We start from the raw sequence: 26,047 nt of genomic DNA, 5'->3' as shown, positions 1-26,047 counted from the left end.
ACTTCCTCCAAAAAATTGTCATTCCCTTGAAAGTATGGAACATAATTTTGTATTTAGGATCGGGAATTTGTAGTACCAAGTTTGAGTAATTACCTTGCAAGAACGAGACGCACGATATCAGTATGTCGGCGCGAAGTATGCTAAGGTGCACTCGAATGTGGAGTGAGAGATAGATGAACCGATACCGTCAATTAGCAGAGCTATTTAAGAGCCAGATTCAGCAGAATACCTGGAGGGCGGGGGAGAAACTGCCCTCTGTGCGTGCCACTAGCCGCAGTCATTTAGTAAGCTCAGGTACAGTTTTGCAGGCCTACCAGTTGCTGGAAGCCCAAGGATGGGTAATGGCCAAGCCTCAATCTGGCTATTATGTTACCGCAGAGTTAGAACGCCTAGAGCCAACCTGTGCAACAAAAAATGTCGCTCATTCTAATATTAATGATGAATTGTATACGTATCTCAAACAGCAAGGATTGCCCAATGCTGTTCGGTTAGGCTCTGCTTTTCCTGATCCTACTCTGTTCCCGTTAGAAGCGCTTAATCGCAACCTCGCTAGTTCCGGACGTAAGATGGCACCGGAAAGCCTGCTTGATAACTTGCCCCCAGGCAGTGAGTCATTACGCCGGCTCATAGCCCAGCGTTACATACAGCAAGGTATATCGACTTCACATGATGATATTGTGATTACATCCGGGGCATTAGAGGCGCTTAATCTGAGTTTGCAAGCGGTTACCCGAGCGGGAGATACGGTCGTTATGGAATCGCCAGCTTTCTACGGCGCTTTGCAGGCCATCGAACGTCTCGGACTGAAGGTAATAGAGGTCCCTGTTGATGCTCAGAAAGGGCATGGCCTAGAAAAATTAGAGGCGGCATTTAGCAATCATAACGTTCGGGCTTGTTGGTTGATGACCAACTTTCAGAACCCTACTGGTATTTCGCTTTCTGATGAACAAAAGAAGCATGTAGTCAGATTAGCCGATGAGCACGACGTGTTCATAATCGAAGATGATGTGTATTCAGAGCTCTATTTTTCTGAAAATAAGCCCGCGTCTTTGAAAAGCTTCGATAAACAGGAACGTGTACTTCATTGTGCTTCATTATCAAAGAGTCTTTGCCCGGGATACAGGTTAGGGTGGGTAGTGAACAAGCGCTTTAATGAGCAAATTCAAAAGCTTCAACTTGTCTCTACTTTATCCGGAAGCGCGCCAATTCAGCAGGGTATTGCACATTACCTGCAAAATGACAGCTACGATAATCACTTGCGAAAGTTACGTAAAGTCATGAAGCAGCGTCAAAGTAGATTTATCGAACTATTAGAACAGTATTTTCCCAAACAAGTGCAATATTCGATCCCTGAAGGTGGCTATTTTTTATGGGTGAAGCTACCTGATGGCGTTGACAGTAAGGCAACTTATCAGGCTTTATTATCACAGCAAATAACGGTTGCGTACGGGAATCTGTTTTCTACGGGTGCAGATTATAGTAACTACCTGAGACTCAATACCTCGATGTCAGTTGATAAAGATATAGAAAGTGCCATTAAGAAAATTGGTGAGTTGCTGACAGCTGTTTAGCTGTTTTTCATCAAAACTGTATCAGTTCGTTTGGCTTAGAGTGTGGTTAAATCACTGCAATAACAATTTCCTGGCTAGGAGTGATGATGAAAAAACAGTTGGTAAAGGATGAGTTAAAGCTGATCGTGGTGGCGATATTTAGCGCATTTTTGTTAGTGTTCGCTCACCTGATTTTATCGAAATCTTTTGCTCATTACGCCTGGGTGGAATACACCGCTGCGGTGATTCCGTTCGTGATATTTGGCCTCTGTTTTGTCGGTGTGAAATACGCGCAGAAAGCTGACCAGGAAGAATAGATCAACACGCAGACAAAATAAAAGGCCTCCACTAGGGAGGCCTTTTGCTATTTGTATCACTTACTTCTTTATCACTAATGTGTGATTAGAAGTTCGCTGAGCGAGGAGTACGTGGGAATGGGATCACGTCACGAACGTTGCCCATGCCTGTTACGTAAGAAACCAGGCGCTCGAAGCCCAGACCGAAACCAGCGTGTGGCACTGTGCCGTAACGGCGTAGGTCGCGGTACCAGCTCATGTGCTCAGGATCGATACCCATATCACGCATACGTGAATCAAGAACGTCCAGACGTTCTTCACGCTGAGAACCACCGATGATTTCGCCGATACCAGGTGCCAGAACGTCCATTGCCGCAACAGTCTTACCATCGTCGTTCATACGCATGTAGAATGCTTTGATGTCTTTCGGGTAGTTCTTCACGATTACTGGTGCTTTGAAGTGCTCTTCAGCCAGGTAACGCTCATGCTCAGAAGACATATCGATACCCCACTCAACAGGGAATTCGAACTCACGACCAGAATCCAGAAGGATTTGGATTGCGTCTGTGTAGTCTACCTGCGCAAAGTCAGAAGAAACGAACTGCTCAAGACGAGTTACTGCTTCTTTGTCGATACGTTGTGCGAAGAATTCAAGGTCATCACGACGCTCTTCCAGTACAGCTTTAAACACGTACTTAAGCATGTCTTCAGCAAGTTTTGCTACATCGTCTAGCTCAGCAAACGCAACTTCAGGCTCAACCATCCAGAACTCAGCTAAGTGGCGGCTTGTGTTTGAGTTTTCAGCACGGAAAGTAGGGCCGAATGTGTAAACTTTGCTTAGTGCACAAGCGTAAGCTTCCGCGTTAAGCTGGCCAGATACCGTCAGGAATGTTTCTTTGCCGAAGAAGTCTTCGTTGTAGTCCACTTTGCCTGCGTCTGTGCGAGGCAGGTTTTCCATGTCCAACGTAGAAACGCGGAACATTTCACCAGCACCTTCAGCGTCAGAAGCTGTGATTAGCGGAGCAGATACCCAGAAGTAACCTTGCTCGTGGTAGAAACGGTGAATTGCTTGAGATAAACAGTTACGAACGCGAGCAACAGCGCCAATCACGTTAGTACGTGGACGAAGGTGCGCTACTTCACGTAGGTACTCGATTGAGTGACGAGTTTTCGCCATCGGGTAAGTTTCAGCATCTTCAACCCAGCCAACAACTTTAACGTCAGTTGCTGCTAGCTCAAAGTCTTGGCCTTTTGCAGGAGACTCAACAATCTTACCAGTTACTTCAACAGAGCAGCCGGTTGTTAGCTTTAGCACTTCGTCTTCGTAATTATTAAGATTACTTGGGACCACGGCCTGAATCGGGTCGAAACAAGAGCCGTCATAAATGGCAAGGAAAGAGATTCCAGCTTTGGAATCACGACGTGAACGGATCCAGCCACGAACAGTAACTTCACTGTCTACTGCTAGCTGACCTTTCAAAACGTCTGATACAGGCGCGTAAGTCATGTTTTCAATATTCTCCATAGAGGTATAAATTCAACTCAATGCTACTAAAGCCCTTGTTTAATCATGTTTTTGTTTAAAAAACAGGCAAAGCACTGAGTTGGGTAGAATTTCACAGATTCAACGAGACATATTACCTGTCAATTCGTCAGCTTCAACCTTTATATTCACTTTAAACGTCAGAAAAGGCTTATTTCGCCTTCGTTTGTTGTTCTGAAAGAGTGAATTGGTTAAGTAAATGCTCTAAACGCTCCGAAAGTGATTCTAAGTCCACGCTAATATCTCGCGTGTGAGCAGCTGACTGAGAGGTATCATTCGCATGGAGAGTGATTACGTCTATTTTAGATTGAATATGCTTACTTACATCTGACGTCGCCTGGGTTTGATGTTGAATGCTTTCCGCATGCTTGAGAACCTGAGACATTTCACCGACCACATTTCTCATTGTCCCAGATAGTGCTTCAACATCAACAGAGCGTTGGTGGGCAAACTGACAAACCTGATCCACAGAGGCAAGTGATGCTTCGCTACTTTGCTGAAAGTGAGAAATGATAGTTTCGATGCTATTGGTTGCCTCTGCAGTGCGAGAAGCTAGATTGCGCACTTCTTCAGCTACAACGGCGAATCCACGGCCTTGGTCGCCGGCACGGGCGGCTTCAATTGCTGCATTTAGAGCCAACAGATTAGTTTGTTCCGCAATGCCTTTAATTACGCTGAGAATAGAAGAAACTTCGTTCGTACTTTGGTTTAGCGAGTTAATCTTTTCACGTACCTGATCGATATCACTGACTAAATTCTTAATATCTTCACTCACATTGTGAGCCTGATCGGCACTGTGTGTGGCGACTTCTACGGTATGGTTCACCAAAGTGGTCGCATCAATCGTAGCGTGCTCAACAACACCTTGCTGCTGCAGCATGTCGGCGATGTTGTTTTGAACTTCACTGGTTTCGCTTTGCTGGTTGTTGGCAGCCTGATCAGTAGAGTGCGCTACTTCAGTCAGACGACCGGCCGAGCCTGAAACAGAGTGTGCGGTTTCTTGTACTCTTTCCAGGCTCTCCACTACGGTATCCATAAAAGAGTTAATCGACGTTGAGAGTTGGCCGACTTCGTCGTTCTGTGTTTGTTTCAGGCGGTGAGAAAGGTTTTTGCTTGCACTGACGTTCGACATAAAGCGTGAGGTTTGCTGAATTGGGCGTACGATAATTTTTCGGATCAGGCCTACCGTGATTAAAAAACCAATCAGCGCGATAGCAGACATAATACCTATAGCGAACAAGGCTTGCTTATTGATCATTGAGTCAACGTGGTTGGTGTTGTACTCCAGACGAATTGCACCGAGTACTTCTCCTTCAGGTGCCATATGGCAGGCAACACAGTTGGTGCCGCGATAATTGTTACTTGATTTCATTGGGAGCGCGACGACAATGCCTTGTCCCCAGTCTGCTTCGATGGGTTCAATAACCAGTTCACCGTTTAGAGCACGGTGATCGATTTCATCCACCGGTTGCTGATCAGAACCGCCTTCACCGTACAGTTTCTTTACCGCGTCTGCACGAAGCACCCTGACTTGCTCTATACCTTCCTGAGCAAGTGCTTTTTCACGGAGAGTATCTTTCTGTGCCATTGTGCCAGTTAACATCATCATGTTAAGACTATCAAAATAGTTACTTGCTTTATCATGTAGCTGTTCACTTAGAACATCATTGATTAGAGTTTTTTGTTGGTAGTGTTGATAGGCAGTCGAAACAGCGAGTACACAGCCGAATACAACAGTAAGTGCGAGCAGAAGCTTAAAAGTAATTGTAGAGCGCATATTTTTATTAGTGTAATTGGAATAAACCGCACAATATTAATGTTGATAACACGGGTTTGCGATTAACCAGATCAATGACTGTGACCACACTCATGTTGTGGATATGTAATTGTGATGTGAGTATCATGTAATCAAATAATTGGCGGATGACAAAAGTTTGACGGCGCAAGCCGCGGGCGGTGAAAAATGCAAAGGGTTTATGGCTCAATCGGGGGAACTAATGCTTGTCTCTTGGCTGCGATTTCCTTAGTATGTCGGGTCTTTTTTAAAGCCTGAGAATCAAGATGAAAACAGAGTTGTACAAAGAGTTTATGTTCGAAGCGGCACACCACCTGCCACATGTACCTGAAGGGCATAAATGTGGGCGTTTGCACGGACACTCTTTCCTTGTTCGTCTTTATGTAGAAGGTGAGGTAGACCCGCATACGGGTTGGGTTGTGGACTTTGCAGAAATCAAAGCCGCTTTTAAACCAATTTACGATCGTTTAGACCACTACTACTTAAACGATATTGAAGGTTTAGAGAACCCGACTAGCGAAGTGCTAGCAAAGTGGATTTGGCAGCAACTCAAACCAAGCCTTCCGTTGCTAAGCAAAGTTGAGATTAAAGAGACCTGTACCGCGGGTTGTATCTATAAAGGCGAGTAATCGCGGTGAACACTTTTACCAATCTTAATAAGCAGAGCACTTACTTATCTGGGTTGGTATTAAACAAAGGCAAGCCTCGTGCTTGTCTTTGTTGTATCTGTAACCGTGAAAATGACTTAGGCGGCCGTTCGTCCAACAAAAAAGCCCAAACAAATTGTTCGGGCTTGATAAAAGAGAGTAGGGGTTAGGGCTAGCAGATAACTTTAATTGCCAGTCCACCTTGAGAGGTTTCGCGGTACTTCGCGTTCATGTCCTTACCAGTCTCTAGCATGGTTTCGATAACCTTATCCAGAGATACAGTCGGAGCTGAAGAACGACGCAGTGCCATACGGGTCGAGTTGATCGCTTTCACTGCTGCGATACCGTTACGCTCGATACAAGGAACCTGTACCTGACCAGCTACCGGGTCACATGTCAGACCAAGGTTATGCTCCATTGCGATTTCCGCCGCCATACAAACCTGTTCTGGGCTACCACCCATCAATTCTGCTAGACCAGCAGCAGCCATCGAACATGCCACACCAACTTCACCCTGACAGCCAACTTCTGCGCCAGAGATAGATGCGTTACGTTTGTACAGACCGCCGATTGCACCAGAAGCAGCAAAGTAACGGATGTAGTCTTTTTCAGTAACGGTTTGGATGAACTTATCGTAGTAAGCCAGTACCGCAGGGATGATGCCACACGCGCCGTTAGTTGGTGCAGTTACAACACGACCACCGGCTGCGTTTTCTTCGTTTACTGCAAAAGCAAACATGTTTACCCAGTCAACGACGGACATTGGGTCATTGGTGGTTTTTTCTGAAGTGAGCAGTTGTTGACGAAGTGCAGCTGCGCGGCGAGGTACACGTAGCGGACCTGGCAGGATACCTTCTTCATTCATACCGCGATCCATACACTCACGCATTGTGCGCCAGATATTCGCAAAGTACGTGCGAGTTTCTTCGTCAGAATGAAGCGCTTTTTCGTTCTTCATTACCAACGTACTAATAGACAGACCACTTTCGCGACACTGACTTAGTAGCTCTTCCGCTGAAGTGAATTCGTAAGGTACTTTAATCGGATTCTCAACTTCTTTACCGAAGCTTTCTTCGTCAACGATAAAGCCACCACCGATAGAGTAGTAGGTTTTTGAGTAGGCTTTCTCATCGTCAATCCACGCGTGGATTTGCATACCGTTTTCGTGAAGTTCCAGGTTAGTTTTGTGGAAGTTCATTCCACCTTCACGCGGAAACGATACTGTATGACAGTGCATGCCAACAGGAAGACGCTCAGTTTCTTCTACGCGAGCAATAAAGCCCGGGATAGAATCGATATCTACTTTCTCAGGGGAATTACCTGCAAGACCCATGATGATAGCAATATCTGTGTGGTGACCTTTCCCTGTCAGTGATAGTGATCCATAAACGTCAACGGTGATTTTAGTGATGTCACGCAATTTTCCCATTGCGCGCAGATCATCAATAAACTCTTTACCCGCTTTCATTGGGCCTACAGTGTGTGAGCTTGAAGGTCCAACACCGATTTTATAGATATCAAAAACACTAATCATATCGATTACCTCAGAAGAAAGCCTCCCAAGGGGAGTTGGGAGGCTTAATTTTTATCGTTATATTTTTAAATTAATCACGCTGATATTTCAGCTGAGATTAAAGAGCGCCGTAGATTACAGAACTAATCGCTGCAAGACCACAGATAGCTGTGAAAATTTGCACAGGTGCTGAAGTTTTGTACTTCGCCATTGCCGGAACTTTTTGCATAGCGAAAACAGGCATCAGGAACAGGATTGCCGCAATCATTGGCGCACCCATAGTTTCGATCATGCCCAGGATACTAGGGTTAACGATAGCAACGATCCAGGTAGTCACTACGATGAAGATCAAAGACGCTTTTTCGATCTTGCTTATCTGGGTGTTAGAACGAGACTTGATTAGACCAACCAGACCTTCATGAGCACCCAGGAAGTGACCAAAGTAGCTAGAAGTGATTGCTGCAAACGCAACCAGCGGACCTAAGTAAGAGATCAGCGGAGACTCATGAACGTTCGCCAGGTAAGAAAGCACAGAGATGTTTTGTGACTGTGCAGTTGCCAGTTGCTCCGGAGACAGAGAAAGAACGACAGAGAACACGAAGAACATAACGAAGCCCATTAGCATCATCGCTGCGCCACCAGTGATCGCATCAGTTTTCTTCACTGCGTCATCACCGTACACACGACGTTGTTCTTTAGAGAACTGCGAAATGATAGGGCTGTGGTTGAATGAGAATACGATGATTGGAATTGCTAACCAAACGATAGAAGGCATTTCACCCCAGTTTGGCGCTACAGACATCATTGATGTGTTCCAGTCAGGAATCAGGTAGAAAGACAGTGCCAGCAGGATGAATACCAGTGGGTAAACCATTGCTGATGTTGCTTTCAGCATTAGCTCTTTACCAAATACCACACCCGCTGTCATAGCAGCGATAAGTGCACCAGACAGTAGCCAACGAGGAATTGACTCCATGCCCATTTGGTTAACCAGGAATGAATCAACCGTGTTTGTAATACCAACACCGTAGATAAGTACGATTGGGTAAATAGCAAAAAAGTAAGCGAAAGTAATAAGGTTTGCGCCAGTTTTACCGAAGTGTTCTTCTACCGTGTCAGTGATATCTGCTTCTGGGTTCTTAGCGGAAAGAACGAAGCGGGCAAGAGATTTGTGTGCGAACCAAGTCATTGGTGCTGCAATTAGGGCTAGGATAACTAATGGCCAAAAACCACCTGCACCAGCTTTAATAGGAAGGAATAGTACACCTGCACCTACTGCCGTACCGAACAGAGACAGACACCAGGTGAAGTCTTTGTAAGAAAACTTACTAGACGATTGTGCGGTTTCAACCGCTGAATTAATTGAATTCATTTTACGTTTACTCATTTTGGGAACAGGAAATAAGTCGGTCGCAATTTTGCAAGATTTTGCATTTGGAAAATTAGATCTAGGTCATGTATTGATTTTAGCTATTGAATGATATGTCAAAAACCTGTTTTTAATCACGAAAATGATGTGCTACTGGTGATTATTGCTAATGCTTGGGATTAGTAAATATAATCTGAAAGGTGGATTGTGTATATTTTGTTCTCTGCAAACGCTTGCTTTGGGGATCGACAATTAAACTAATCTGAACGGTTCGGTATAAGGTGCTGGTTTATTAGACAAATATTGTTGTTCTTACAGAAAAAATAGCAGTAGGTCAGTGTGAGATGATGTGCTTTTGCATGGATTCGATGATTTGAGCAGTCATGCCCCAAATGAAGTGCTGGCGGTAGGGAATCGCAAACACGCGGTGACTGGTTTGTTTTAGTTCAAATTTAGAACTGTAGAGCTTATCCGGATTCAAAATATGATTGGCAGGAACTTCGAAGACGTACTCTACCTCATTTGGGTCTATATGAGTGGTGTAGTCCGGAGAAACAAAAGCCAAGAACGGGGTTACATTAAAACGGCTAATAGTAGGCAGTTTAGGTAACTGGCCAAATACGCGGATGCAACTATTATCGATTCCGACTTCTTCTTTCGTCTCCCGGAGAGCGGTATTGACCAGTTGAATGTCTTCAGGTTCGAACTTACCACCCGGAAAGCTAATCTGTCCCGGATGATGACGTAAATGTTCTGCGCGTTTGGTTAAAATTACCTGTAGCCCTTCTGGTCGTTCGACAAAACCAATCAACACCGCCGCGTCGCGTAAAGGCTTTCCCTTTAAAAAGCTAAAGCGGGCAAGTGATTCCTTGTGATAACCGGTAGGTAACTGCAATTGAAAGTTTTGCAGCAGCTTAGTTTTGTCGATAACCAAATTGTGTCCTTTAACCTAACATCTATTGTCTAGCGTCTGTTTATAAGTATATAGAGGCTTGGCTCTGTGGCTCAACTTGTAATCAAGATTATGACGATACTCTAACGTAGTAATTTATATAGTTGTACAACATTGGCATACACTGTTTGTTCTAAGAAAAAACGCCTCCATTCTTGGAGGCGCTGAAACAAGGTTGAAGATAAGATTGCTGGGTTATTTTAACGCCGGCAGTATTTTCGAGAGCTTATCCAGTGTCTCCTGGTATTCAGCAGCGCATTCACTGTCTGCGACAACACCACCGCCAGCCCAGGCATACAGGTTACCGTTCTCTGCAACCAAAGTGCGAATGGTAATACTGGTGTCCATGCGACCATGGCGGGAAATATAGCCAATACTGCCACAGTAAGCATTGCGGCGATGAGGCTCTAACTCTTCAATGATCTGCATTGCACGCACTTTAGGAGCGCCGGTGATTGAGCCGCCAGGGAAGCACGCCCGCAACAAATCTGTAGGACTGTACTGTTTGTCCAAATCGGCGCGGATAGTGCTCACTAGGTGATGAACGGCAGGGAAGCTTTCAATATCAAACAATTTAGGCACATGAACACTACCCGGCGATGCCACTCGGCCAATATCATTCCGCAATAGGTCTACAATCATCAGGTTTTCAGCCTGATCTTTCTCTGCGGTTTGTAAATCGTATGCGTTCGCCTCATCCTGTTCAGCATCCAAGCTGCGTGGTCGTGTACCTTTGATCGGCTTTGTCTCGATGACACGATCTTTAAGCTCTAAAAAGCGCTCTGGCGAGATACTTAAAATTGACGACTCAGGCATGCGGATAAAGGCAGAAAAAGGCGCCTTATTAGCCGACTCCAGCTTCAGGTACGCTTGCCATTCACTGCCTGTATATGGTGCATTAAAACGCTGAGCTAAGTTAATTTGGTAGCAATCTCCACTCAACAGGTAGTTCTGAACGCAGTCAAAGCGAGAGGCATACGACTCTTGAGTCATGTTCGATTGCCAAGGGCCACTTAAAGAGAACTCAGCATCTTTGCGTTCTGTCTGCTCATTAAACCAATCCCAGGCTTGCGCAATGTTTTGCCCGACCATAACGGCTTTTTTAAGCTTATGATCGACAACGAACGCCCACTCATAGAGTCCAACGGCCATATCGGGCGTCTGCAGATCTTTCTCCGCGAGCTCAGGCATAGTTTCAACGCGGCGACCTAAATCGTAGCTAAAATAACCCAGTGCGCCACCAACAAACGGCAGATCCCATTCTGAGTTGAGCTCTATACCCGGCAGCCATTGCTGTTGCAACTGATCGAGCAGGGTAAACGGGTCATCAGCTGACACATACTCGTCAGTGGGTGTTTTGATATGAGTGTTATTGGCAATGGTTTCTATCGTCGCTATCGGTTTAGCAACAATAATATCGAATCGACTGTCGATATGAGTCTCTGATGCTGAGTGTAGCAACATGGCCCAAGGCTGGTGCTGAATACGAGAAAAAAGGTGAAGCGCTATGTCTGGTGCGTAATCCAACGCTTTAAAATCAACGAATTGATTATCCATGTTGTTCATTTGTTTAAATTGTGACAAAGAGATCGTTCACTGCATGGCATGTCATGGGCAGCAAGAGTATCATATTCCTCGGTATAGCCAAACTTCCTCTACACAATGGTTCCTGGGTAGGTTTGACTATACAGCAGGCGACTTCAGCAATTCGTGTGTCGAAATCAGCCATTCGACGATTGTTTACAAATATGTGTTTATAAAAATGAAGCTCAACAGAGCAACTCGCTCAACAAACACGATTGAAGTTAAGCCACTATTGGAAGCATAACTATAACGAGGCATGTAATGACGGTAATTCGCAAGCAGGATGTCATCAGCAGTGTTGCTGATGCGCTACAGTACATTTCTTACTACCACCCGCTAGACTTTGTTCAAGCCCTTGAAAAAGCCTACCACCGCGAAGAGAGCCAAGCCGCGAAAGACGCGATTGCGCAGATTTTAATTAACTCCCGTATGTCGGCAGAAGGCCATCGCCCAATCTGTCAGGATACGGGGATTGTGACCTGTTTTGTTAACATCGGCATGGGTGTTCAGTGGGACTCAACGGACATGACGGTTCAACAAATGGTGGATGAGGGTGTGCGTCAGGCTTACACGAACCCGGATAACCCATTGCGTGCGTCGGTTCTGATGGACCCTGCTGGTAAGCGTATTAACACCAAAGACAACACACCGGCGGTCGTTCACATTAACATGGTACCGGGTGATAAAGTTGAAATTCAGATCGCTGCAAAAGGCGGCGGTAGTGAAAACAAAACGAAGATGGTGATGCTAAACCCATCTGACGATATTGCCGAGTGGGTAGAGAAAACGTTACCTACAATGGGAGCAGGTTGGTGTCCACCGGGCATGCTGGGTATTGGTATCGGCGGTACGGCTGAAAAAGCAGCCGTACTGGCAAAAGAATCTTTGATGGAGCACATCGATATTCAAGAACTTATCGAGCGTGGCCCACAAAACGCAGAAGAAGAACTTCGTCTTGATATCTTCAATCGCGTGAACAAACTTGGTATCGGTGCACAAGGTCTTGGCGGTCTGACTACTGTAGTTGATGTTAAGATCAAAACAGCGCCAACGCACGCAGCTTCTAAGCCAGTGTGTTTGATCCCGAACTGTGCAGCGACTCGTCACGTACACTTCACGCTAGATGGTTCCGGCCCGGCAGACTTAACGCCGCCTAAGCTAGAAGAGTGGCCAGATATAACGTGGGAAGCGGGCGCGAATACTCGTCGTGTTAACTTAGACGAAGTGACACAAGCAGATGTTGAGCAGTGGAAGACCGGCGAGACGGTTCTTCTTTCTGGTAAGATTCTTACTGGTCGCGATGCGGCACACAAACGCATCCAGACGATGTTGCAAAATGGTGAGGGTCTACCTGAAGGCGTCGATTTTAAAGGTAAGTTTATCTACTACGTGGGCCCTGTCGACGCTGTGGGTGATGAAGCCGTAGGTCCTGCTGGCCCGACAACGTCGACTCGAATGGATAAATTCACTGACATGATGCTTGATGAAACTGGCATTATGGGCATGATTGGTAAAGCGGAGCGCGGCCCTGCGACAGTTGAATCTATTAAGAAGCACAAAGCGGTTTACCTAATGGCGGTTGGCGGTGCGGCTTACCTGGTTGCGAAAGCGATTAAGAAAGCTCGCGTAGTTGCGTTTGAAGATCTGGGTATGGAAGCGATCTACGAATTTGAAGTGGAAGATATGCCAGTTACTGTGGCTGTGGACTCGAATGGTGTGAATGCCCACCAGATCGGTCCGGACACTTGGAAAGTGAAAATTCAAGAGATGGAAGCATAATGTAGATGGCACTTTGCCAACACCTCAATCGTGAGAATGTGACAAGGTGCTGATTTACCTAGCAAACAATTGACAAAAGTGCAGCGCAAGCTGCACTTTTTGTTTGTATAATGTAGATATCAACCTTAGCGCATAGCTACAGGCGTTATGCAAACAATGATTAGGAGAGGGCATGACTCGCTTTATTAAATTTCTACAGATTCTTCTTGCTGTTGTGGTGGGTGGCTTTATTGGCTATGACATGGTTCTTCGCGGTATCAGTATCTTTAATGAAAAATATGTCGTTATCACCTCGGTGCTATGGGTGTTGGTTGAGATTGCTCTGTTTGTAATCTACAAACTGATTGAAGATGACTAGGACGTTCAGGCTAGAGTTGCTTTAGCGGTAGTCAGAATATTGAAGCCTCTGAGTGTACTCAGAGGCTTTTGTGTTTCTGGTTATTTAATTTTGTTCATCTTTGATTAAGGGATGTAAAATTAAACTCATATTAACTTTATATCGTGAAACGTGGTCAAGGTGCGATATTCTCAGCAATGCCACTAATGCTAGAGATAGAAAACATGAAAGTTTCTATTTAAATCGAGTTGGCACAATAAAAGAGATAATAAAAATATGAAAAGCATAACCAGAGAAGTGAATGATTTTATAAGCCGTGGTCTGGATTCGAATGTTCGAATTGCCGTTACAGGTTTGTCCCGGGCAGGTAAAACCGCCTTTATTACTTCTTTGGTTAACCAACTTCTCTACACCGCTACGCATGACAATTTACCCTTGCTCAGGGCTGCGAGAGATAAGCGCCTGATTGGTGCTAAGCGTGAGCCGCAGTCTAATATGATGGTCCCTCGTTTTGCTTATGATGAAGCGATAAGCCAACTGCATGCGACTCCACCTCATTGGCCTGTACCGACACGCGATGTGAGTGAAATTCGCTTATCACTTAAATATAAGCCCAACAAAACCACTAAAAAGTTGTTGAGCAAAACCGCGGTACTTAACGTGGACATCATCGATTATCCGGGGGAGTGGCTGCTTGACTTACCTTTGCTGGATATGGACTTCACCACATGGTCGAAAACGCAGTTGAATGCACTTAAAGGACAGCGTCACGAGTTGGCTAAAGCGTGGCTTGCTGAACTGGAAAGCCTCAATCTTAATGAGAGTGTCAATGAAAAGCAGCTTGAGAGTATTGCTCATACGTACACAGAATACCTTCATGCATGTAAAGCGGCAGGACTGCATTGGGTACAACCGGGTAGGTTTGTATTACCTGGTGAGCTTGCTGGTGCGCCGGTACTGCAATTTTTCCCCTGTGTGCTTGAAGATGAAGCTAAACCAGCTAAAGGAAGTAACTTAGCGATGCTTGAAGCACGTTTTCAGGAATATCAGCAAAAAGTGGTTAAGGCATTTTATAAGCATCACTTTGCGACTTTTGACCGTCAGATCGTGCTGGTGGACTGTTTACAGCCTTTAAATGCTGGAGACGAGGCGTTTCATGATATGCGTCAGGCGCTGGAGCAAATCATGCACAGTTTCCGCTACGGACGCAGCAGTTTTTTGCGCAGGCTGTTCTCGCCGAAAATCGACAAAGTACTTTTCGCTGCGACCAAAGCGGATCATGTAACGCCTGAACAGCACCCCAATTTAGTTTCTCTGCTTCAGCAAATTGTACATCCTGCCTGGCAAACCGCAGCGTATGAAAATATTGAGATGAGCTGTATGAGCATTGCCTCAATTCAGGCAACGACGCCGGGGTTCATCGCCTCTGGTGATAAAACAATTCCTGCGTTGCAAGGTACAACACTTGATGGCGAACCAATGACGATGTTCCCGGGAGAGGTGCCGAAAAAATTACCGAGCGCTGCGTTTTGGCAAAGCAGTGGTTTTGATTTTACCTCTTTCCGTCCAATACCCTCGGCCAATGATGAGCCAATGAACCACATACGTTTAGACAAAGCACTGGATTACCTGATCGGAGATAAGTTGAAATGAGTGAATTTAAACAGAAGCAAGTATTCTCCGATGATGGTTTAAAGAAAGAGCAAGACATCGAGTTGGAGGAACTGACGGCTCAGAAAGCTTTTAGCGAAGAAGAAACTTTCGTTCCCGTTAAGGTGCAGGAAGAAGAGCCTGAAACCGAGCAGGAGTTGGAGCTTGAGCATGTTATTCGTCCGAAACCTGGTCGAAAGTGGTTAGCAACGGGCATGCTGGCAACATTTACGGGTCTTATCGGCTGGCAGGCGGTGGATTCGATCGTTACTGCAGTGCAAACATCCGACTGGCTGGCATTAGGCTGGACAGGTTTTATCTCGACCATCGCGCTGTTTGGTGTCGGAGCACTGAGCAAAGAGTTGTGGAAGCTTCGTAAACTTAGAAATCACTTCAGTATTCAGGAAGAAAGCGAGCTGCTGTTACACAGCGACAGTGTCGGAAAAGGTGAAGCGTTTTGTGAAAAGGTGGCGGCGCAGAGCGGTATTTTAGCGGAGAATCCAGGTTTTGACCGCTGGAAAAACAGCATCAACCCAGCTCATAGCGATGCGGAAATTCTGGATATGTACGACTCGATGGTCGTTAGTCAGCAAGACAAACTCGCAACTAAAATCGTATCTCAGCATGCTACTGAGTGTGCTGCATTAGTGGCTGTTAGTCCTCTCGCGATTGCAGATATGCTGTTGGTTGCGTGGCGCAATTTCAAGATGCTCGATAACCTGTCAAAAATTTATGGTATTGAGCTAGGCTATGCATCGCGGATTCAATTACTTAAATCGGTATTTGTCAATATGGCGGCCGCTGGAGCCAGTGAGTTGGCGGTTCATGCAAGTATGGATTTGATGTCTATGGATCTTGCCGGAAAAGTATCAGCACGGGCAGGGCAGGGGCTTGGAGTCGGCATTATGACTGCGCGCTTAGGTTTAAAAGCGATGGCGCTGCTGCGTCCGCTCCCTTGGAATCCTGAGCGTCAGGTCAAACTGGGAACCATTCGTAAAGCGGTAGCGGCGAAAGTTGCATCAATCACGATGAAACGTTAACTAATAGAGATAGGATTGCTTGACGCCATCACTGGCTTGATAGAAACTACTGTCAACTTTTCCTGACAGTTTATGAATTGGGATATTTTCAGTGCGTCTTGAAGTCTTATGTGAAGATAGACTCGGGCTTACCCGAGAACTGCTCGATATTTTAGCGTCTAAGAGTATCGATTTACGCGGTATCGAAATCGATATCAGTGGCATTATTTACCTGAATTGCCCGGATATTGATTTTGACACCTTCAGCGAGTTAATGGCCGAAATTCGTCGTATTTCGGGCGTAAAAGACGTACGTAAAATCCAGTTTATGCCAATGGAACGTCATAACACTGAATTGCTTTCTCTGGTAGATAATCTGCCAGATCCAGTATTTGCTATCGACCTCAAAGGTGCGGTGGATATGGCCAACATGTCTGCATTATCTTTGTTGGGTTTGCACAAGCAAGAAGTCATCGGCACGCAGATTGGTACTCTACTGCCAAGCATGCAGTTCTCACGCTGGTCAGAAGGTGTGAATGCCAGAACTCGTGAAAATCTGGTTATCGAAGGCTTGGATTATATTCTCGAACTAATGCCTGTATATATCAAAGATGAAGCGCAGAATTCGACATTAGCTAGCACCTTAATTACGATTCGCTCCAGCCAGCAAGTTTCGAAAATTGAAGAAGCTGTGCCGCTGCATAACCCTCTTGGCTTTGAACATTTTGTTGGGTTATCCAATCGTCATAAGGCGCTGATTACTCAGGCTAAGAAGTTGTCTGTTCTCGACCAGCCATTACTGATTGAAGGTGAAACAGGTACAGGTAAAGAGATGCTGGCAAAAGCATGTCACAGCCGCTCTGGTCGCGCGAGCAAGCCATTCCTTGTACTCAGTTGTGCGTCTATGCCCGACGATGTGGCTGAAACCGAGTTGTTTGGCCATGCTCCGGGGTCTTTTAATCATGAGCAAGGGCATAAAGGTATTTTTGAGCAAGCGAATGGCGGCACTGTTTTCTTAGATGAAATCGGTGAGATGAGCTCCCACCTGCAAATCAAGCTGCTGCGTTTTCTTCAGGATGGTAACTTCCGCCGTGTCGGCGCTGAAGATGAAATGCATGTTGATGTCCGCATTATTGCTTCTACAAAACACAACCTTGCTGAGCTATCTGAAGCCGGTATGTTCCGCGAAGACTTGTATTATCGCTTGAATGTACTGACGCTGAGTATTCCTCCTTTACGTAAGCGTTCTAATGATGTCGCACCGCTACTGGAGTTGTTTGTTACTAAACACTCACAACAACTGGGTATCGACAAGCCTGAACTTGACGAAGGCCTGGTGGATGCACTGGCAAATTATCAATGGCCGGGCAATATGCGTCAGCTAGACAATATGGTACTGCGGGCCTTGACTGAGATGGATGACAATCTATTAAAGGCTGAACACTTCAATTTGCCTCAGCCACAGTCTGTTAGCGGTAGTGCGACGATTAACATCGATGGTTCACTTGATGAAATCATGCGTGATTACGAGTCACAAGTATTAGAGCGTTTGTATCAGTCTTTCCCGTCGAGCCGTAAGCTGGCTAAGCGCCTGAATGTGTCACATACCTCAATTGCTAATAAACTTCGCGATTATGGTATTCGCAAGAATTAATAAGAGTAACGAAAGTTGTCATTAGTCATGGAAGATAAAAGCTCATCAGTCGCAGTTCATAAACTGGACGGCGGATTACTTCTGCGTACGGCTGAAATTGCTGACGCAGATATGATCGCTGACTACTTTAAAGCGAATCGTGAGTATCTCAAACCGTTTGAACCTACCCGAGAAGAGGCATTCTTCACAGTGAATGGTTGGCTGCAAAGGCTGATTAAACTCACTGAGCTACACCGTTTGGGATTGGGTTATTATTGCCTTCTCATTGATGCGAAAACTCAGCGTATGTTAGGTACGATTTCATTCAGTAGTATTACACGATTCCCGTTTCACTCTTGCAGCGTGGGTTATTCTCTCGCTCAAGCGGAACAAGGTAATGGTTACATGAGTCGGGGCCTGAAAATGGCATGTGACTATATGTTTGACGTACAAAACATGCATCGGATTCAGGCTGGTTATATGCCGCATAACAAATCCAGCGAAGCCGTTCTTGAACGTGCGGGATTTATCAGAGAAGGTTACGCCAAGGACTATCTTCTGATAGATGGTAAGTGGGAAGACCATATCTTAATGTCTCTGACTAAACTTAACTGGCAACCTAAGGCGTAATGATATGGACAGGTTAGAGAAGCAACTCAAGCTTTTGATAGAACTGGATCAGTTGAAAAGCGTGCTGCGCCGCACCCGCGTTAAAAGCGCCGATGGCCGACTGGAAAACAGTGGTGAACACAGCTGGCACGTTGCCTTAATGGCCGTTTTGATGGAAGAGCACGCCAATGCTCCTGTTGATATTTGCCGTGTGATGAAAATGCTGTTGATCCACGATGTTGTTGAGATCGACGCGGGTGATACCTTTGTCTATGATATCGCTGCTGCAAAGGAGCAGGCGGAGAAAGAAGTCAAAGCCGCAGAGCGTTTGTTCGGTATGTTACCAGGTGAACAGGGCGATGAGCTTTTAGAGCTGTGGCATGAATTTGAAGCTGCGCAGACTGATGACGCGAAGTACGCGAAAGCACTTGACCGGTTAATACCGATGCTTCTTAACTATCACAATAATGGTCAAAGCTGGAAAGAAAATGGCGTATCGCGCGAACAAGCGATTACTATAAATAAACGAATTGAACTTGGCTCTGTCACTCTGTGGGACAAAGCCAAAGAAATGATTGAAGATGCCACCGAGAAAGGTTGGCTGAAGTCGTAATAAAGGAGACTTGATGTCTTATTTGCCTTTGGACGAATACCAAAGAAAATGGATTTTTACTCACCAGTCGATGCCGGTGCCGGAAGAAGACTTAGCGCAGATCAAGCCAATGAGTCAGGCGCGTTCTGCTCAGTTCTGGAAAGAGAATATTAGTGCGCAAAGCCCTGATATGGACCGCTTGAGCTCTCAAGATTGGCCAATGAACGAGTCCAATTGGTCAGACACTGTTGACTGGATGGTCGCATGGGAGTCGGATGATCCTGAAATGCCTGTTGATGTGGAAGCGCACATAGATTGGCAAGATGATGTGACGGTTTATTTCTGTTACGAGAAATATAACGTTATCGAAACTAAATGGTCGATCTTCAAAAAGCACTGGAAGAACTTCCTCTTCTACGATGATGGTCCAATGCTACTTGGTCGCCGCCGATCTCAAGCGCTTTGGTTCGACTCAAAAGGTAACGTTAAGCTGGGTGAACGCCAGTAAGTTGCTTAAAATTAGAAATATAGATAAAGCCACCAATCTCAAGGTGGCTTTTTATTGTTTATAAACTTGATAGGGGACTTAGAACCCCACTTGCTCCCCGCTCTATAACGTGAGTGTAAATTTGTGTGGTCTTTACATCTGAGTGGCCTAACTGTTCCTGAACCGTTCTGATATCGGCTCCTGACTCAAGTAAATGCGTTGCAAAGCTATGACGAAGAGTATGGCAAGTGACCGTTTTTGCTATGCCTGCTTCTTTTGCTGAATGCTTAACTGTTCTTTGAATAGCACTCTCATTGATATGATGCCTTCGCAACTGGCCAGTTTCTCGATCCACACTGAGCTTGGCGGATGGAAATAGAAAGTGCCAATTAAAGTCCAGTTGAGCGTCAGGGTACTTACGCTGTAGCCCTTCCGAAATAAAGACACCAGCATAACCAGGAACGTGCAGGTCCTTTTGATAATAGTTTCTCGCTAAAACAATTTGAGCTTTAAGAGGGGCGTGTAACTCTTTCGCCAAGGTGACTGTGCGGTTCTTTCCACCTTTGCCTTGCCAAATCCGAATTGCGCCATAATCAAAGTCGATGTCCTGAATTCTTAATCGCAAGCACTCCATCACTCGAAGCCCCGAACCATATAGGAGGAGTGTGTGAAGCTTGTATTTTGGATCGACATGTTGAATAAACCTACGGATTTCATCCCGTGTTAATACGACGGGAAGTTTTCTCTCAGTAAGTGATTTTTGAAATTTCATTTCCAGTGAAAGAGGTGTCTTAAGAAAATCTTTGTACAAGAATACGACGGCACTAAGTGCTAAAGCTTGTGTTTTGACCGCGACTTTATCTTTGACCGCAAGGTGGCTAAGAAATTGAACCACATGTTCATCTAATAACTTAGAGGGGTGAGCAAACTCATGGAAGACGATATATCGTTTTATCCAAAACAGGTAGCTTTTGATCGTCTTGTTTGAATAATGACGCGTAAGCATATGCTCTTTTAAACTGAGTAAAAATTGGGATTTCATGAAGTGGGTAGTTGCCTGTTTATTTGTACAGTTCCATTAACTTAGCACTTCAAACCGGATTAACCTGCATTTAGCCGTCTAATTGCGCGTTCGAGCACACATAGTCATACTAATTCTCTAACTGTTTCAGATATATAACTGCTACCATCCATATTTGCTTTTGTGGGAAAGAAGGCGGTAGCATTGCCTGAAAGACGGCAAAAAGCCGTATAGAAAGCGTTATGCAACAATGAGGAACTAGGGAGTGGCAATCAAATGAGGAAAATATCTAGATCACCTTTCTTATTTAAAATAATACTTCCGAATACAATTGTGTTTGGTGCGTTGCTAATTTTCATAGCTATGCTTCCATCTTTAACCGAAAACTTGGTTAATTTAGTTTTCCTAATGCTGTTTATTGCTTCAGGATTAGCGTTAAAAAGGCACTTCAAAAACACAATTTTAGATGAGGTTTATGACTGTGGGAACCATTTGAAAGTTTGGAATAATAGTGAGTTTTATATCATTGATTTTAAAGATATTGTTCATGCGCAGTACATAACTCGGGCTGGTAATTTATTTACGGTCAATTTGTTACTTAGAGATGGAACATTTAGAGGGAAATCAGTGAGTTTTTCCGCAAAGCGAAGCAAAGGTTTCATTAATAAAAAGCATAAAGGTGTAACTGATTTTATTGAAAGAATAGATAAGGTTAAATTTCATGGCTTGGGCTGATGCATAACAAAGCGTTTAAGGCGGATTCACAACGCTTGGCATTTTTAGTTTGAATCGGCTTTAGTGTTTACGGCACAAAGGTTTAGGTTAGGTGGTTACGTTGTTCACCACTTAACGCGGCGTTATACGTAGTCAGAGGAAAATAAGAAAGAATGAATTGGATACCAGGTAATACTAAGCAGGGGACATTTACCATCGTGATTGTCATCCTACTGTTAGTGTGTATCCGAGTTGGGTTCTATATAAATGAACCAGCGGAGTACTTTTCGGGAAATCTGTTGCCCGAACTGACCGGCATGCTGATCGAGCTATGTATTATATTGTTCATCGTAGATCGATGGCAGGAACAAAACCGAATACAGCTTTTAATCGTCAAAGAGAAGCGTCTACGCGAGTACTTGATTTTTTTCTTACGACACGGATTTAAAACATTACCCCGTAAGTATCGTGTAGGTAACTTTTATGGTGAAGAACATGAACAGAACATTGAGTACCTAGACAATTTGTTCGATTTTATCAAAGCAAATGGCTTAGCTACGCAAGAGATTGATGCAATTCGTGCTCAATGTGACATTGACCTAAATACCTTTGGCAACTTGCTTCCGGTAGCATCTGAATTAACTGATGACCACTTCAAAGCATGGTCTCGTATCGTGTATTTCATGGTACGTATATCTAAAGGTTTGGGTGATGATGAAGAGAGTATTAAATACATAATCACAAATATTAAACGTTATGAAAGCGCCTCCCATGCAAGTGGCATATATGTTGGGTCAAAAAGCGTATAACAAACTGTTTAAGAGGGATTCGCAACGCGTGGCATTCTCACTATGCGTTGGTTTAAGTGATTAAGGTGGTATGCGGTAACTTCGGTATTGCGTTGCTCACCCCTTAACAGGGCGTTAGGTATCAGTGTTAACTATTAGGTGTACTATGACAAAGAACTTAAAAAGATCTATCCGAGAAAAATATAAAAGACGTGAGTCAAATCTACACCACGCTATAGAACAATACATGCTATTCGCTGACGATAGATTAAATGAATCTATCGCTGGTAAAGCTAGAGATAAACAACAGATTTTAAAGGTCATTGAAAAATGTAAGGAGCTATTAGCTGAACTTCCTGAACCAAATGAATTTAAAATAGATCAAAATATTGATATAGAAGAGTTACTTGGGGATAACAATACTGAAGAGATAATAGAGGCAGGCAAAAAGTGGTTTGCGAGCTTAACCCCAGAAGAGCTTGAAGAAATTAAAAATTATAAAGGCGAGTAAGCTACCTAACAAACAATTCAACAGTGATTCGCAACGCTTGGCGCTCTCACTTCGAGTTGAGTTTAGTGTTTACGGCGCAGTGTTTAAGTTCAGTGTATGCGCTGCTCACACGTTAATTGGGCGTTATATTTTTGAGGATACATTGGTGGAAGATATTGTACTTGCAGTCTTGGGCTCTGGTGGAATAGCTGCATTTTTTACTATGCTGTTTACTCGGAAGTCCCATGAAGACAATGTTACGTTAAAATACGTTACAGACGAGCGTCGAAAATGGCGTGAAAATATTAAAGTAATAATGGGTGACTTATGTGATGCAGTTCATGCACCGCGTTTGCATGATGTCCATATACAGAAAACCCGGAAATTAGCTACATTGCTTAAACTGAACTTGAATAATGTGTCATCAGAGTCCTTGGATCGAGATATTTTAAGGTTGCTTAATAAACTTTGTAAAAACCCACAATATATCTACTTTCAATGCTTGGAAAAGCAGATTTGCACACTACTCAAGCATGATTGGGAAAGGGCAAAATTAGAGGCTGACACGCGTTCAATATCAATAACCACTATTGGTCTAGCTTCTCTTGTCATTTGGGGTGGGTTTTCCACTTTACTCTTAGACAGTAAACTTGTGGGTAAATTACAAAGCTATAGCTTACTAGCTGGTATATACGAAGAATTGTTGATTATTTGCTTGCTCTTTGTTGTATCCGTATTTGGCACGCCAAGATTGATCAAGAAAATACAGTTGAACAAATGTAAAAATAAATACTACAAAACAAAAATATAACAAACTGTTCAAGAGGGATTCGCAACGCGTGGCATTTTCATTATGCGTTGGTTTTAGTGATTAAGGTGATATGCGGCGGCTTCTGTATTGCGTTGCTCACCCCTTAACAGGGCGTTATGTACTTTGGAGGAAAAAGTGGAAATTTGCTCAAACGAGAAATGTGGAAAGGCATTTAAAGTTTTTGTTTCTGGTGCAGGCTTTGCTGGTGGTGAAGAGCTAGAAGATATCGACTGCCCTTACTGCAAACAAACAGTTCGTCGTGAAAGGACAAGCGGAACTTATCTTGAATCTAAGCTGGATGTACATAAAGTTCTCAACGAGTCGAGCTCAATCCGTGATTTTGCGGAGGTTTTGCGTGCCATGTATCAGGATGCTCCCCGCGGTGAGCAGGTGTTAATGATTCATCTGTTTGGTATTAAATTTGGTGACGTAATCCGAACAAAAAGCATAAGTATCAGTACATTAGTCACCGAAGCTAGAATGAGCACAAACTATGTAACTGAGCTAAATAAAGGTATTGGCTTGGCTAAATATGTGCAACTAAAAGAACGTACATAACAAACAATTTAAGAGTGATTCCCCACGCTTGGCACTTTTGGTTTGGGTTTAGTTCAGTGTTTACGGTGTCCAAATTGAGTGCAGTGGTAGCGTGGCTCACACCTTAATTGGGCGTTAGCCCTATCAGAGGAAAATAATGAAATCTGCAGTATTAGTTATTGATGTTCAGTCGATTCTGTTCGACCCGGAACCTCAACCATTTGAATCACAAATCGTACTCACCAAAATTAATGAGGTTACGAAATTGGCGCGTGCTAAGTCTGTCCCAGTTATCTTTGTCCAGCACGAGCAAACTAAATCTGTTATTGAATACGAAAGTGCTGGTTGGGCATTGCAGTCCAGCTTAATTACACAAACTGGTGACCATTTCGTCCGCAAAACAACACCAGACTCGTTCTTGAATACTAATCTTCAAAGTGTTTTGAATGAACTTGATGTAGATAGCTTAATTGTGTGTGGTTACGCATCAGAGTTTTGCGTTGATACTACCATTCGCAGAGCTGCAGGTTTAGGCTATCCCGTAACTTTGGTTTCGGATGCTCACACAACTCATGATAAGGAGCACGCCAGTGGGGCTCAAATTCGAGAGCATCACAATGCCACGTTATCTAGTATTTCTAGTTTCGGTGTCAAAATCGAAGCGGTAGAGGCGCGCAACCTTTGGGCATAGGGCTAACAATCAATTTAAGAGTGATTCAGCACGCTTGGCATTTTTAGTTTGGGTTAAGTTTGGTGATTACGGTGGTTAAATTGAGTGTCGTGGTTGCGTGCTTCACACCTTAATTGGGCGTTATATTTATAGGTAAGTTATGCGATTTCAAGTAGTTAAAGAATCGGATGTAGAATTACAGAAAGAGTTTCTATTGATAGCTCTTTGGACTCCTGATAATGAGCCAAACCATAAGCCTGATATTTTGGATATTCCTCATATCAAAGAGTATTATGCAAACTGGGGCAAGGATGGTGACCTTGGTTTCTTTGCTTTTTCATCTGAAGACAAGCCGGTGGGTTTAATCCAATTACGCCACAAATCTAGCCAAACTCAAAAATATGCTGACTACCCTGAAATTGCGATTGCTGTGCATCCGGAATATCGAGGTTTAGGCGTAGCTTCTTCTTTGATGCAACACTTGGTTGAAAACTCAGTCTCGGGTTTAAGGCTTGGTGTGCATCCTCAGAATACCTCAGCGATAAAATTGTATGAAAAGTTTGGATTTCGTGTGTATGAAGTAGCCCAAAGTGGATACCCACAAATGGTTCGAGAAAAATAAATATAACAAAGCGTTTAAGGTAGATTCCCAACGCATGGCGGTTTCAGTTCAAAGTTTAGCTTAAGTGTTTATGGCACAATAGTTTAGGTTCTGTGGTGGCGTTGCTCACTACTTAACGCGGCGTTATGCGTCATTCAGAAATTTAGGAATAATATGCGAGTAAATTACGAAGAAAAAACTTTTGAAAGTTACTTCAATAATGAACTAGATTCATGTACTTCAGTTTACTTTCCTTTTGGACAAGTTCAGGAAGGTAGTATTGGCGCTGACTCTGCTGCCTTTTCAAAAAATCGACGACTATGGTGGAGGTTAGGGCACCCATTTATTTTTAGCTTACCATTTGAAGGTGTAGAATTTTCAGAAATGGCTGGCATCATGGAAAAGTACATGGGACATGAAATTAAAAATCTGCCAAATATTAAAACTAATATTTTATTTCAATATAAAAAGCCAGAATATATAGCAAGCCATTTGGGTGGTGAGTGGAAACATTGGTCTCAACCTTATTATAGGTATGATATTTATCAGAAACAGCAACTTATGCTTGAAGAGTTAAGCCAAACACTCAAAGGTAAGGCTCTCATTTTATATGCTTCTCCAGCGATAAATGATGTGGATGAGTTAGTGAAAACAAAGCAACTAAGAAAAATTATAAAATCGACAAACTTTCGACCTGCAGAGGAACTTAAAGGTCACCATAAAAATACTTATATAAAATCGGGCTTATATTCAATAGCATGTAGTGAGCCAGAAAAGCTGGAGAGCTTCGACTTGCTAGAGCACCTAGCACGGTTAGATACAAATACAGAAAATACAGAAGAGCAGCTACATGAGTTTGTTGAAAATGTAGTGAGTGTGATTATGAAGACCGAGCTAAACCGGGCATTCGTAGCATTGTATGAACCGTTTGTTGAGAGAAACATTAAACAATACCCTATACTAAATAGTATCTTGCAATTGAAACTAGTACGAGATATCACGGGCTTACAATGGTGCATAGCATTTGACGCATAACAAACAATTTAAGAGTGATTCAGCA

At 44.0% G+C, this 26,047-nt stretch carries 26 protein-coding genes; 19 read left to right on the top strand and 7 right to left on the bottom strand.

What is annotated here, in order from left to right; translation table 11 throughout:
- Positions 1 to 173 precede the first annotated feature (173 nt).
- Together KHN79_RS08145 and KHN79_RS08140 are read left to right on the top strand one after the other, a co-directional pair.
- Positions 174 to 1,571: a PLP-dependent aminotransferase family protein gene (locus KHN79_RS08145; RefSeq protein ID WP_182008324.1), complete on the top strand. Its 1,398-nt coding sequence runs from the start codon at positions 174 to 176 to the stop codon at positions 1,569 to 1,571.
- An 86-nt stretch (positions 1,572 to 1,657) separates the two neighbouring features.
- Positions 1,658 to 1,867 carry a hypothetical protein gene (locus tag KHN79_RS08140; RefSeq protein WP_182008323.1) on the top strand — a complete coding sequence of 70 codons (210 nt, stop codon included), beginning with the start codon at positions 1,658 to 1,660 and terminating at the stop codon, positions 1,865 to 1,867.
- Between the two features lie 85 nt (positions 1,868 to 1,952).
- Here the strand turns inward: KHN79_RS08140 and asnS are convergent, their stop codons facing one another.
- Positions 1,953 to 3,353, bottom strand: coding sequence for an asparagine--tRNA ligase (gene asnS, locus KHN79_RS08135; RefSeq protein WP_182008322.1), 1,401 nt, complete (start codon positions 3,351 to 3,353; stop codon positions 1,953 to 1,955).
- A 187-nt stretch (positions 3,354 to 3,540) separates the two neighbouring features.
- Entirely contained in the window at positions 3,541 to 5,166 is a 1,626-nt protein-coding gene (locus tag KHN79_RS08130) for a methyl-accepting chemotaxis protein (protein ID WP_182008321.1), read from the bottom strand.
- A gap of 284 nt (positions 5,167 to 5,450) precedes the next feature.
- Here KHN79_RS08130 and queD point away from each other — a divergent pair, with 284 nt between their 5' ends.
- Positions 5,451 to 5,813: a 6-carboxytetrahydropterin synthase QueD gene (gene queD, locus KHN79_RS08125; protein WP_014232353.1), complete on the top strand. Its 363-nt coding sequence runs from the start codon at positions 5,451 to 5,453 to the stop codon at positions 5,811 to 5,813.
- A gap of 190 nt (positions 5,814 to 6,003) precedes the next feature.
- Here the strand turns inward: queD and KHN79_RS08120 are convergent, their stop codons facing one another.
- From KHN79_RS08120 to pabB, 4 genes are all read right to left on the bottom strand, one after another.
- A complete protein-coding gene (locus tag KHN79_RS08120) occupies positions 6,004 to 7,365 on the bottom strand; it encodes an L-serine ammonia-lyase (RefSeq protein ID WP_182008320.1) in 1,362 nt (453 codons plus the stop codon).
- Between the two features lie 97 nt (positions 7,366 to 7,462).
- On the bottom strand, positions 7,463 to 8,716 hold the full coding sequence (locus KHN79_RS08115; protein ID WP_182008319.1) for an aromatic amino acid transport family protein: 1,254 nt from the start codon (positions 8,714 to 8,716) through the stop codon (positions 7,463 to 7,465).
- 331 nt (positions 8,717 to 9,047) lie between these two features.
- The gene (locus KHN79_RS08110) at positions 9,048 to 9,647 is read right to left on the bottom strand and encodes a CoA pyrophosphatase (protein WP_182008318.1); all 600 of its coding nucleotides are present in this window, start codon (positions 9,645 to 9,647) and stop codon (positions 9,048 to 9,050) included.
- 213 nt (positions 9,648 to 9,860) lie between these two features.
- A complete protein-coding gene (pabB, locus tag KHN79_RS08105) occupies positions 9,861 to 11,222 on the bottom strand; it encodes an aminodeoxychorismate synthase component I (protein WP_182008317.1) in 1,362 nt (453 codons plus the stop codon).
- Between the two features lie 288 nt (positions 11,223 to 11,510).
- Between pabB and KHN79_RS08100 the strand changes: the two genes are divergently transcribed.
- From KHN79_RS08100 to KHN79_RS08065, 8 genes are all read left to right on the top strand, one after another.
- Complete coding sequence (locus KHN79_RS08100) at positions 11,511 to 13,028, top strand: fumarate hydratase (RefSeq protein WP_182008316.1); 1,518 nt, start codon at positions 11,511 to 11,513, stop codon at positions 13,026 to 13,028.
- 172 nt (positions 13,029 to 13,200) lie between these two features.
- Positions 13,201 to 13,386, top strand: coding sequence for a hypothetical protein (locus tag KHN79_RS08095; RefSeq protein ID WP_182008315.1), 186 nt, complete (start codon positions 13,201 to 13,203; stop codon positions 13,384 to 13,386).
- Positions 13,387 to 13,641: 255 nt separating this feature from the next.
- On the top strand, positions 13,642 to 15,018 hold the full coding sequence (locus KHN79_RS08090; protein WP_182008314.1) for a YcjX family protein: 1,377 nt from the start codon (positions 13,642 to 13,644) through the stop codon (positions 15,016 to 15,018).
- On the top strand, positions 15,015 to 16,055 hold the full coding sequence (locus KHN79_RS08085) for a TIGR01620 family protein (protein ID WP_182008313.1): 1,041 nt from the start codon (positions 15,015 to 15,017) through the stop codon (positions 16,053 to 16,055). The genes KHN79_RS08090 and KHN79_RS08085 overlap by 4 nt, the downstream gene beginning before the upstream one ends.
- A 91-nt stretch (positions 16,056 to 16,146) precedes the next feature.
- On the top strand, positions 16,147 to 17,688 hold the full coding sequence (gene tyrR / locus KHN79_RS08080) for a transcriptional regulator TyrR (RefSeq protein ID WP_182008312.1): 1,542 nt from the start codon (positions 16,147 to 16,149) through the stop codon (positions 17,686 to 17,688).
- Positions 17,689 to 17,715: 27 nt separating this feature from the next.
- Positions 17,716 to 18,297, top strand: coding sequence for a ribosomal protein S5-alanine N-acetyltransferase (gene rimJ, locus KHN79_RS08075; protein ID WP_182008869.1), 582 nt, complete (start codon positions 17,716 to 17,718; stop codon positions 18,295 to 18,297).
- 4 nt (positions 18,298 to 18,301) lie between these two features.
- Entirely contained in the window at positions 18,302 to 18,889 is a 588-nt protein-coding gene (locus tag KHN79_RS08070; RefSeq protein WP_182008311.1) for an HD domain-containing protein, read from the top strand.
- 13 nt (positions 18,890 to 18,902) lie between these two features.
- Positions 18,903 to 19,376, top strand: a complete 474-nt coding sequence (locus KHN79_RS08065; protein ID WP_182008310.1) for a DUF2947 domain-containing protein — start codon at positions 18,903 to 18,905, stop codon at positions 19,374 to 19,376.
- Between the two features lie 58 nt (positions 19,377 to 19,434).
- On the opposite strand, the gene KHN79_RS08060 is transcribed toward KHN79_RS08065, so the two are convergent.
- Positions 19,435 to 20,397 carry an integron integrase gene (locus KHN79_RS08060; RefSeq protein WP_182008309.1) on the bottom strand — a complete coding sequence of 321 codons (963 nt, stop codon included), beginning with the start codon at positions 20,395 to 20,397 and terminating at the stop codon, positions 19,435 to 19,437.
- Positions 20,398 to 20,652: 255 nt separating this feature from the next.
- Here KHN79_RS08060 and KHN79_RS08055 point away from each other — a divergent pair, with 255 nt between their 5' ends.
- The 8 genes from KHN79_RS08055 to KHN79_RS08015 all read left to right on the top strand — a co-directional run bounded on the left by KHN79_RS08055 (position 20,653) and on the right by KHN79_RS08015 (position 26,022).
- Positions 20,653 to 21,111: a hypothetical protein gene (locus KHN79_RS08055; protein ID WP_182008308.1), complete on the top strand. Its 459-nt coding sequence runs from the start codon at positions 20,653 to 20,655 to the stop codon at positions 21,109 to 21,111.
- Positions 21,112 to 21,263: 152 nt separating this feature from the next.
- On the top strand, positions 21,264 to 21,899 hold the full coding sequence (locus tag KHN79_RS08050; RefSeq protein ID WP_182008307.1) for a hypothetical protein: 636 nt from the start codon (positions 21,264 to 21,266) through the stop codon (positions 21,897 to 21,899).
- Between the two features lie 145 nt (positions 21,900 to 22,044).
- A complete protein-coding gene (locus KHN79_RS08045) occupies positions 22,045 to 22,389 on the top strand; it encodes a hypothetical protein (protein WP_182008306.1) in 345 nt (114 codons plus the stop codon).
- 145 nt (positions 22,390 to 22,534) lie between these two features.
- Positions 22,535 to 23,179: a hypothetical protein gene (locus tag KHN79_RS08040; protein ID WP_182008305.1), complete on the top strand. Its 645-nt coding sequence runs from the start codon at positions 22,535 to 22,537 to the stop codon at positions 23,177 to 23,179.
- A gap of 135 nt (positions 23,180 to 23,314) precedes the next feature.
- The gene (locus KHN79_RS08030) at positions 23,315 to 23,737 is read left to right on the top strand and encodes a hypothetical protein (protein WP_182008304.1); all 423 of its coding nucleotides are present in this window, start codon (positions 23,315 to 23,317) and stop codon (positions 23,735 to 23,737) included.
- A 136-nt stretch (positions 23,738 to 23,873) separates the two neighbouring features.
- The gene (locus KHN79_RS08025; protein ID WP_021706455.1) at positions 23,874 to 24,407 is read left to right on the top strand and encodes a cysteine hydrolase family protein; all 534 of its coding nucleotides are present in this window, start codon (positions 23,874 to 23,876) and stop codon (positions 24,405 to 24,407) included.
- Between the two features lie 139 nt (positions 24,408 to 24,546).
- Positions 24,547 to 25,008, top strand: a complete 462-nt coding sequence (locus KHN79_RS08020) for a GNAT family N-acetyltransferase (protein ID WP_182011756.1) — start codon at positions 24,547 to 24,549, stop codon at positions 25,006 to 25,008.
- 153 nt (positions 25,009 to 25,161) lie between these two features.
- Entirely contained in the window at positions 25,162 to 26,022 is an 861-nt protein-coding gene (locus tag KHN79_RS08015) for a hypothetical protein (protein WP_045626588.1), read from the top strand.
- Positions 26,023 to 26,047 lie beyond the last annotated feature (25 nt).

The organism is Vibrio sp. B1FLJ16 (genome assembly GCF_905175385.1).
In the GTDB taxonomy this organism is placed as follows: domain Bacteria; phylum Pseudomonadota; class Gammaproteobacteria; order Enterobacterales; family Vibrionaceae; genus Vibrio.
Note: the sequence above shows the minus strand (reverse complement) of the source record. Positions and strands in the feature narration are given on the sequence as shown.

What these genes read in the sequence shown, in the direction of transcription:
- KHN79_RS08145 (WP_182008324.1), top strand. Translation starts at nt 174, where the DNA reads ATGAACCGATACCGTCAATTAGCAGAGCTATTTAAGAGCCAGATTCAG.
- KHN79_RS08140 (WP_182008323.1), top strand. Translation starts at nt 1,658, where the DNA reads ATGAAAAAACAGTTGGTAAAGGATGAGTTAAAGCTGATCGTGGTGGCG.
- asnS (WP_182008322.1), bottom strand. Translation starts at nt 3,353, where the DNA reads ATGACTTACGCGCCTGTATCAGACGTTTTGAAAGGTCAGCTAGCAGTA.
- KHN79_RS08130 (WP_182008321.1), bottom strand. Translation starts at nt 5,166, where the DNA reads ATGCGCTCTACAATTACTTTTAAGCTTCTGCTCGCACTTACTGTTGTA.
- queD (WP_014232353.1), top strand. Translation starts at nt 5,451, where the DNA reads ATGAAAACAGAGTTGTACAAAGAGTTTATGTTCGAAGCGGCACACCAC.
- KHN79_RS08120 (WP_182008320.1), bottom strand. Translation starts at nt 7,365, where the DNA reads ATGATTAGTGTTTTTGATATCTATAAAATCGGTGTTGGACCTTCAAGC.
- KHN79_RS08115 (WP_182008319.1), bottom strand. Translation starts at nt 8,716, where the DNA reads ATGAATTCAATTAATTCAGCGGTTGAAACCGCACAATCGTCTAGTAAG.
- pabB (WP_182008317.1), bottom strand. Translation starts at nt 11,222, where the DNA reads ATGGATAATCAATTCGTTGATTTTAAAGCGTTGGATTACGCACCAGAC.
- KHN79_RS08100 (WP_182008316.1), top strand. Translation starts at nt 11,511, where the DNA reads ATGACGGTAATTCGCAAGCAGGATGTCATCAGCAGTGTTGCTGATGCG.
- KHN79_RS08095 (WP_182008315.1), top strand. Translation starts at nt 13,201, where the DNA reads ATGACTCGCTTTATTAAATTTCTACAGATTCTTCTTGCTGTTGTGGTG.
- KHN79_RS08090 (WP_182008314.1), top strand. Translation starts at nt 13,642, where the DNA reads ATGAAAAGCATAACCAGAGAAGTGAATGATTTTATAAGCCGTGGTCTG.
- KHN79_RS08085 (WP_182008313.1), top strand. Translation starts at nt 15,015, where the DNA reads ATGAGTGAATTTAAACAGAAGCAAGTATTCTCCGATGATGGTTTAAAG.
- rimJ (WP_182008869.1), top strand. Translation starts at nt 17,716, where the DNA reads ATGGAAGATAAAAGCTCATCAGTCGCAGTTCATAAACTGGACGGCGGA.
- KHN79_RS08070 (WP_182008311.1), top strand. Translation starts at nt 18,302, where the DNA reads ATGGACAGGTTAGAGAAGCAACTCAAGCTTTTGATAGAACTGGATCAG.
- KHN79_RS08065 (WP_182008310.1), top strand. Translation starts at nt 18,903, where the DNA reads ATGTCTTATTTGCCTTTGGACGAATACCAAAGAAAATGGATTTTTACT.
- KHN79_RS08060 (WP_182008309.1), bottom strand. Translation starts at nt 20,397, where the DNA reads ATGAAATCCCAATTTTTACTCAGTTTAAAAGAGCATATGCTTACGCGT.
- KHN79_RS08055 (WP_182008308.1), top strand. Translation starts at nt 20,653, where the DNA reads ATGAGGAAAATATCTAGATCACCTTTCTTATTTAAAATAATACTTCCG.
- KHN79_RS08050 (WP_182008307.1), top strand. Translation starts at nt 21,264, where the DNA reads ATGAATTGGATACCAGGTAATACTAAGCAGGGGACATTTACCATCGTG.
- KHN79_RS08045 (WP_182008306.1), top strand. Translation starts at nt 22,045, where the DNA reads ATGACAAAGAACTTAAAAAGATCTATCCGAGAAAAATATAAAAGACGT.
- KHN79_RS08025 (WP_021706455.1), top strand. Translation starts at nt 23,874, where the DNA reads ATGAAATCTGCAGTATTAGTTATTGATGTTCAGTCGATTCTGTTCGAC.
- KHN79_RS08020 (WP_182011756.1), top strand. Translation starts at nt 24,547, where the DNA reads ATGCGATTTCAAGTAGTTAAAGAATCGGATGTAGAATTACAGAAAGAG.
- KHN79_RS08015 (WP_045626588.1), top strand. Translation starts at nt 25,162, where the DNA reads ATGCGAGTAAATTACGAAGAAAAAACTTTTGAAAGTTACTTCAATAAT.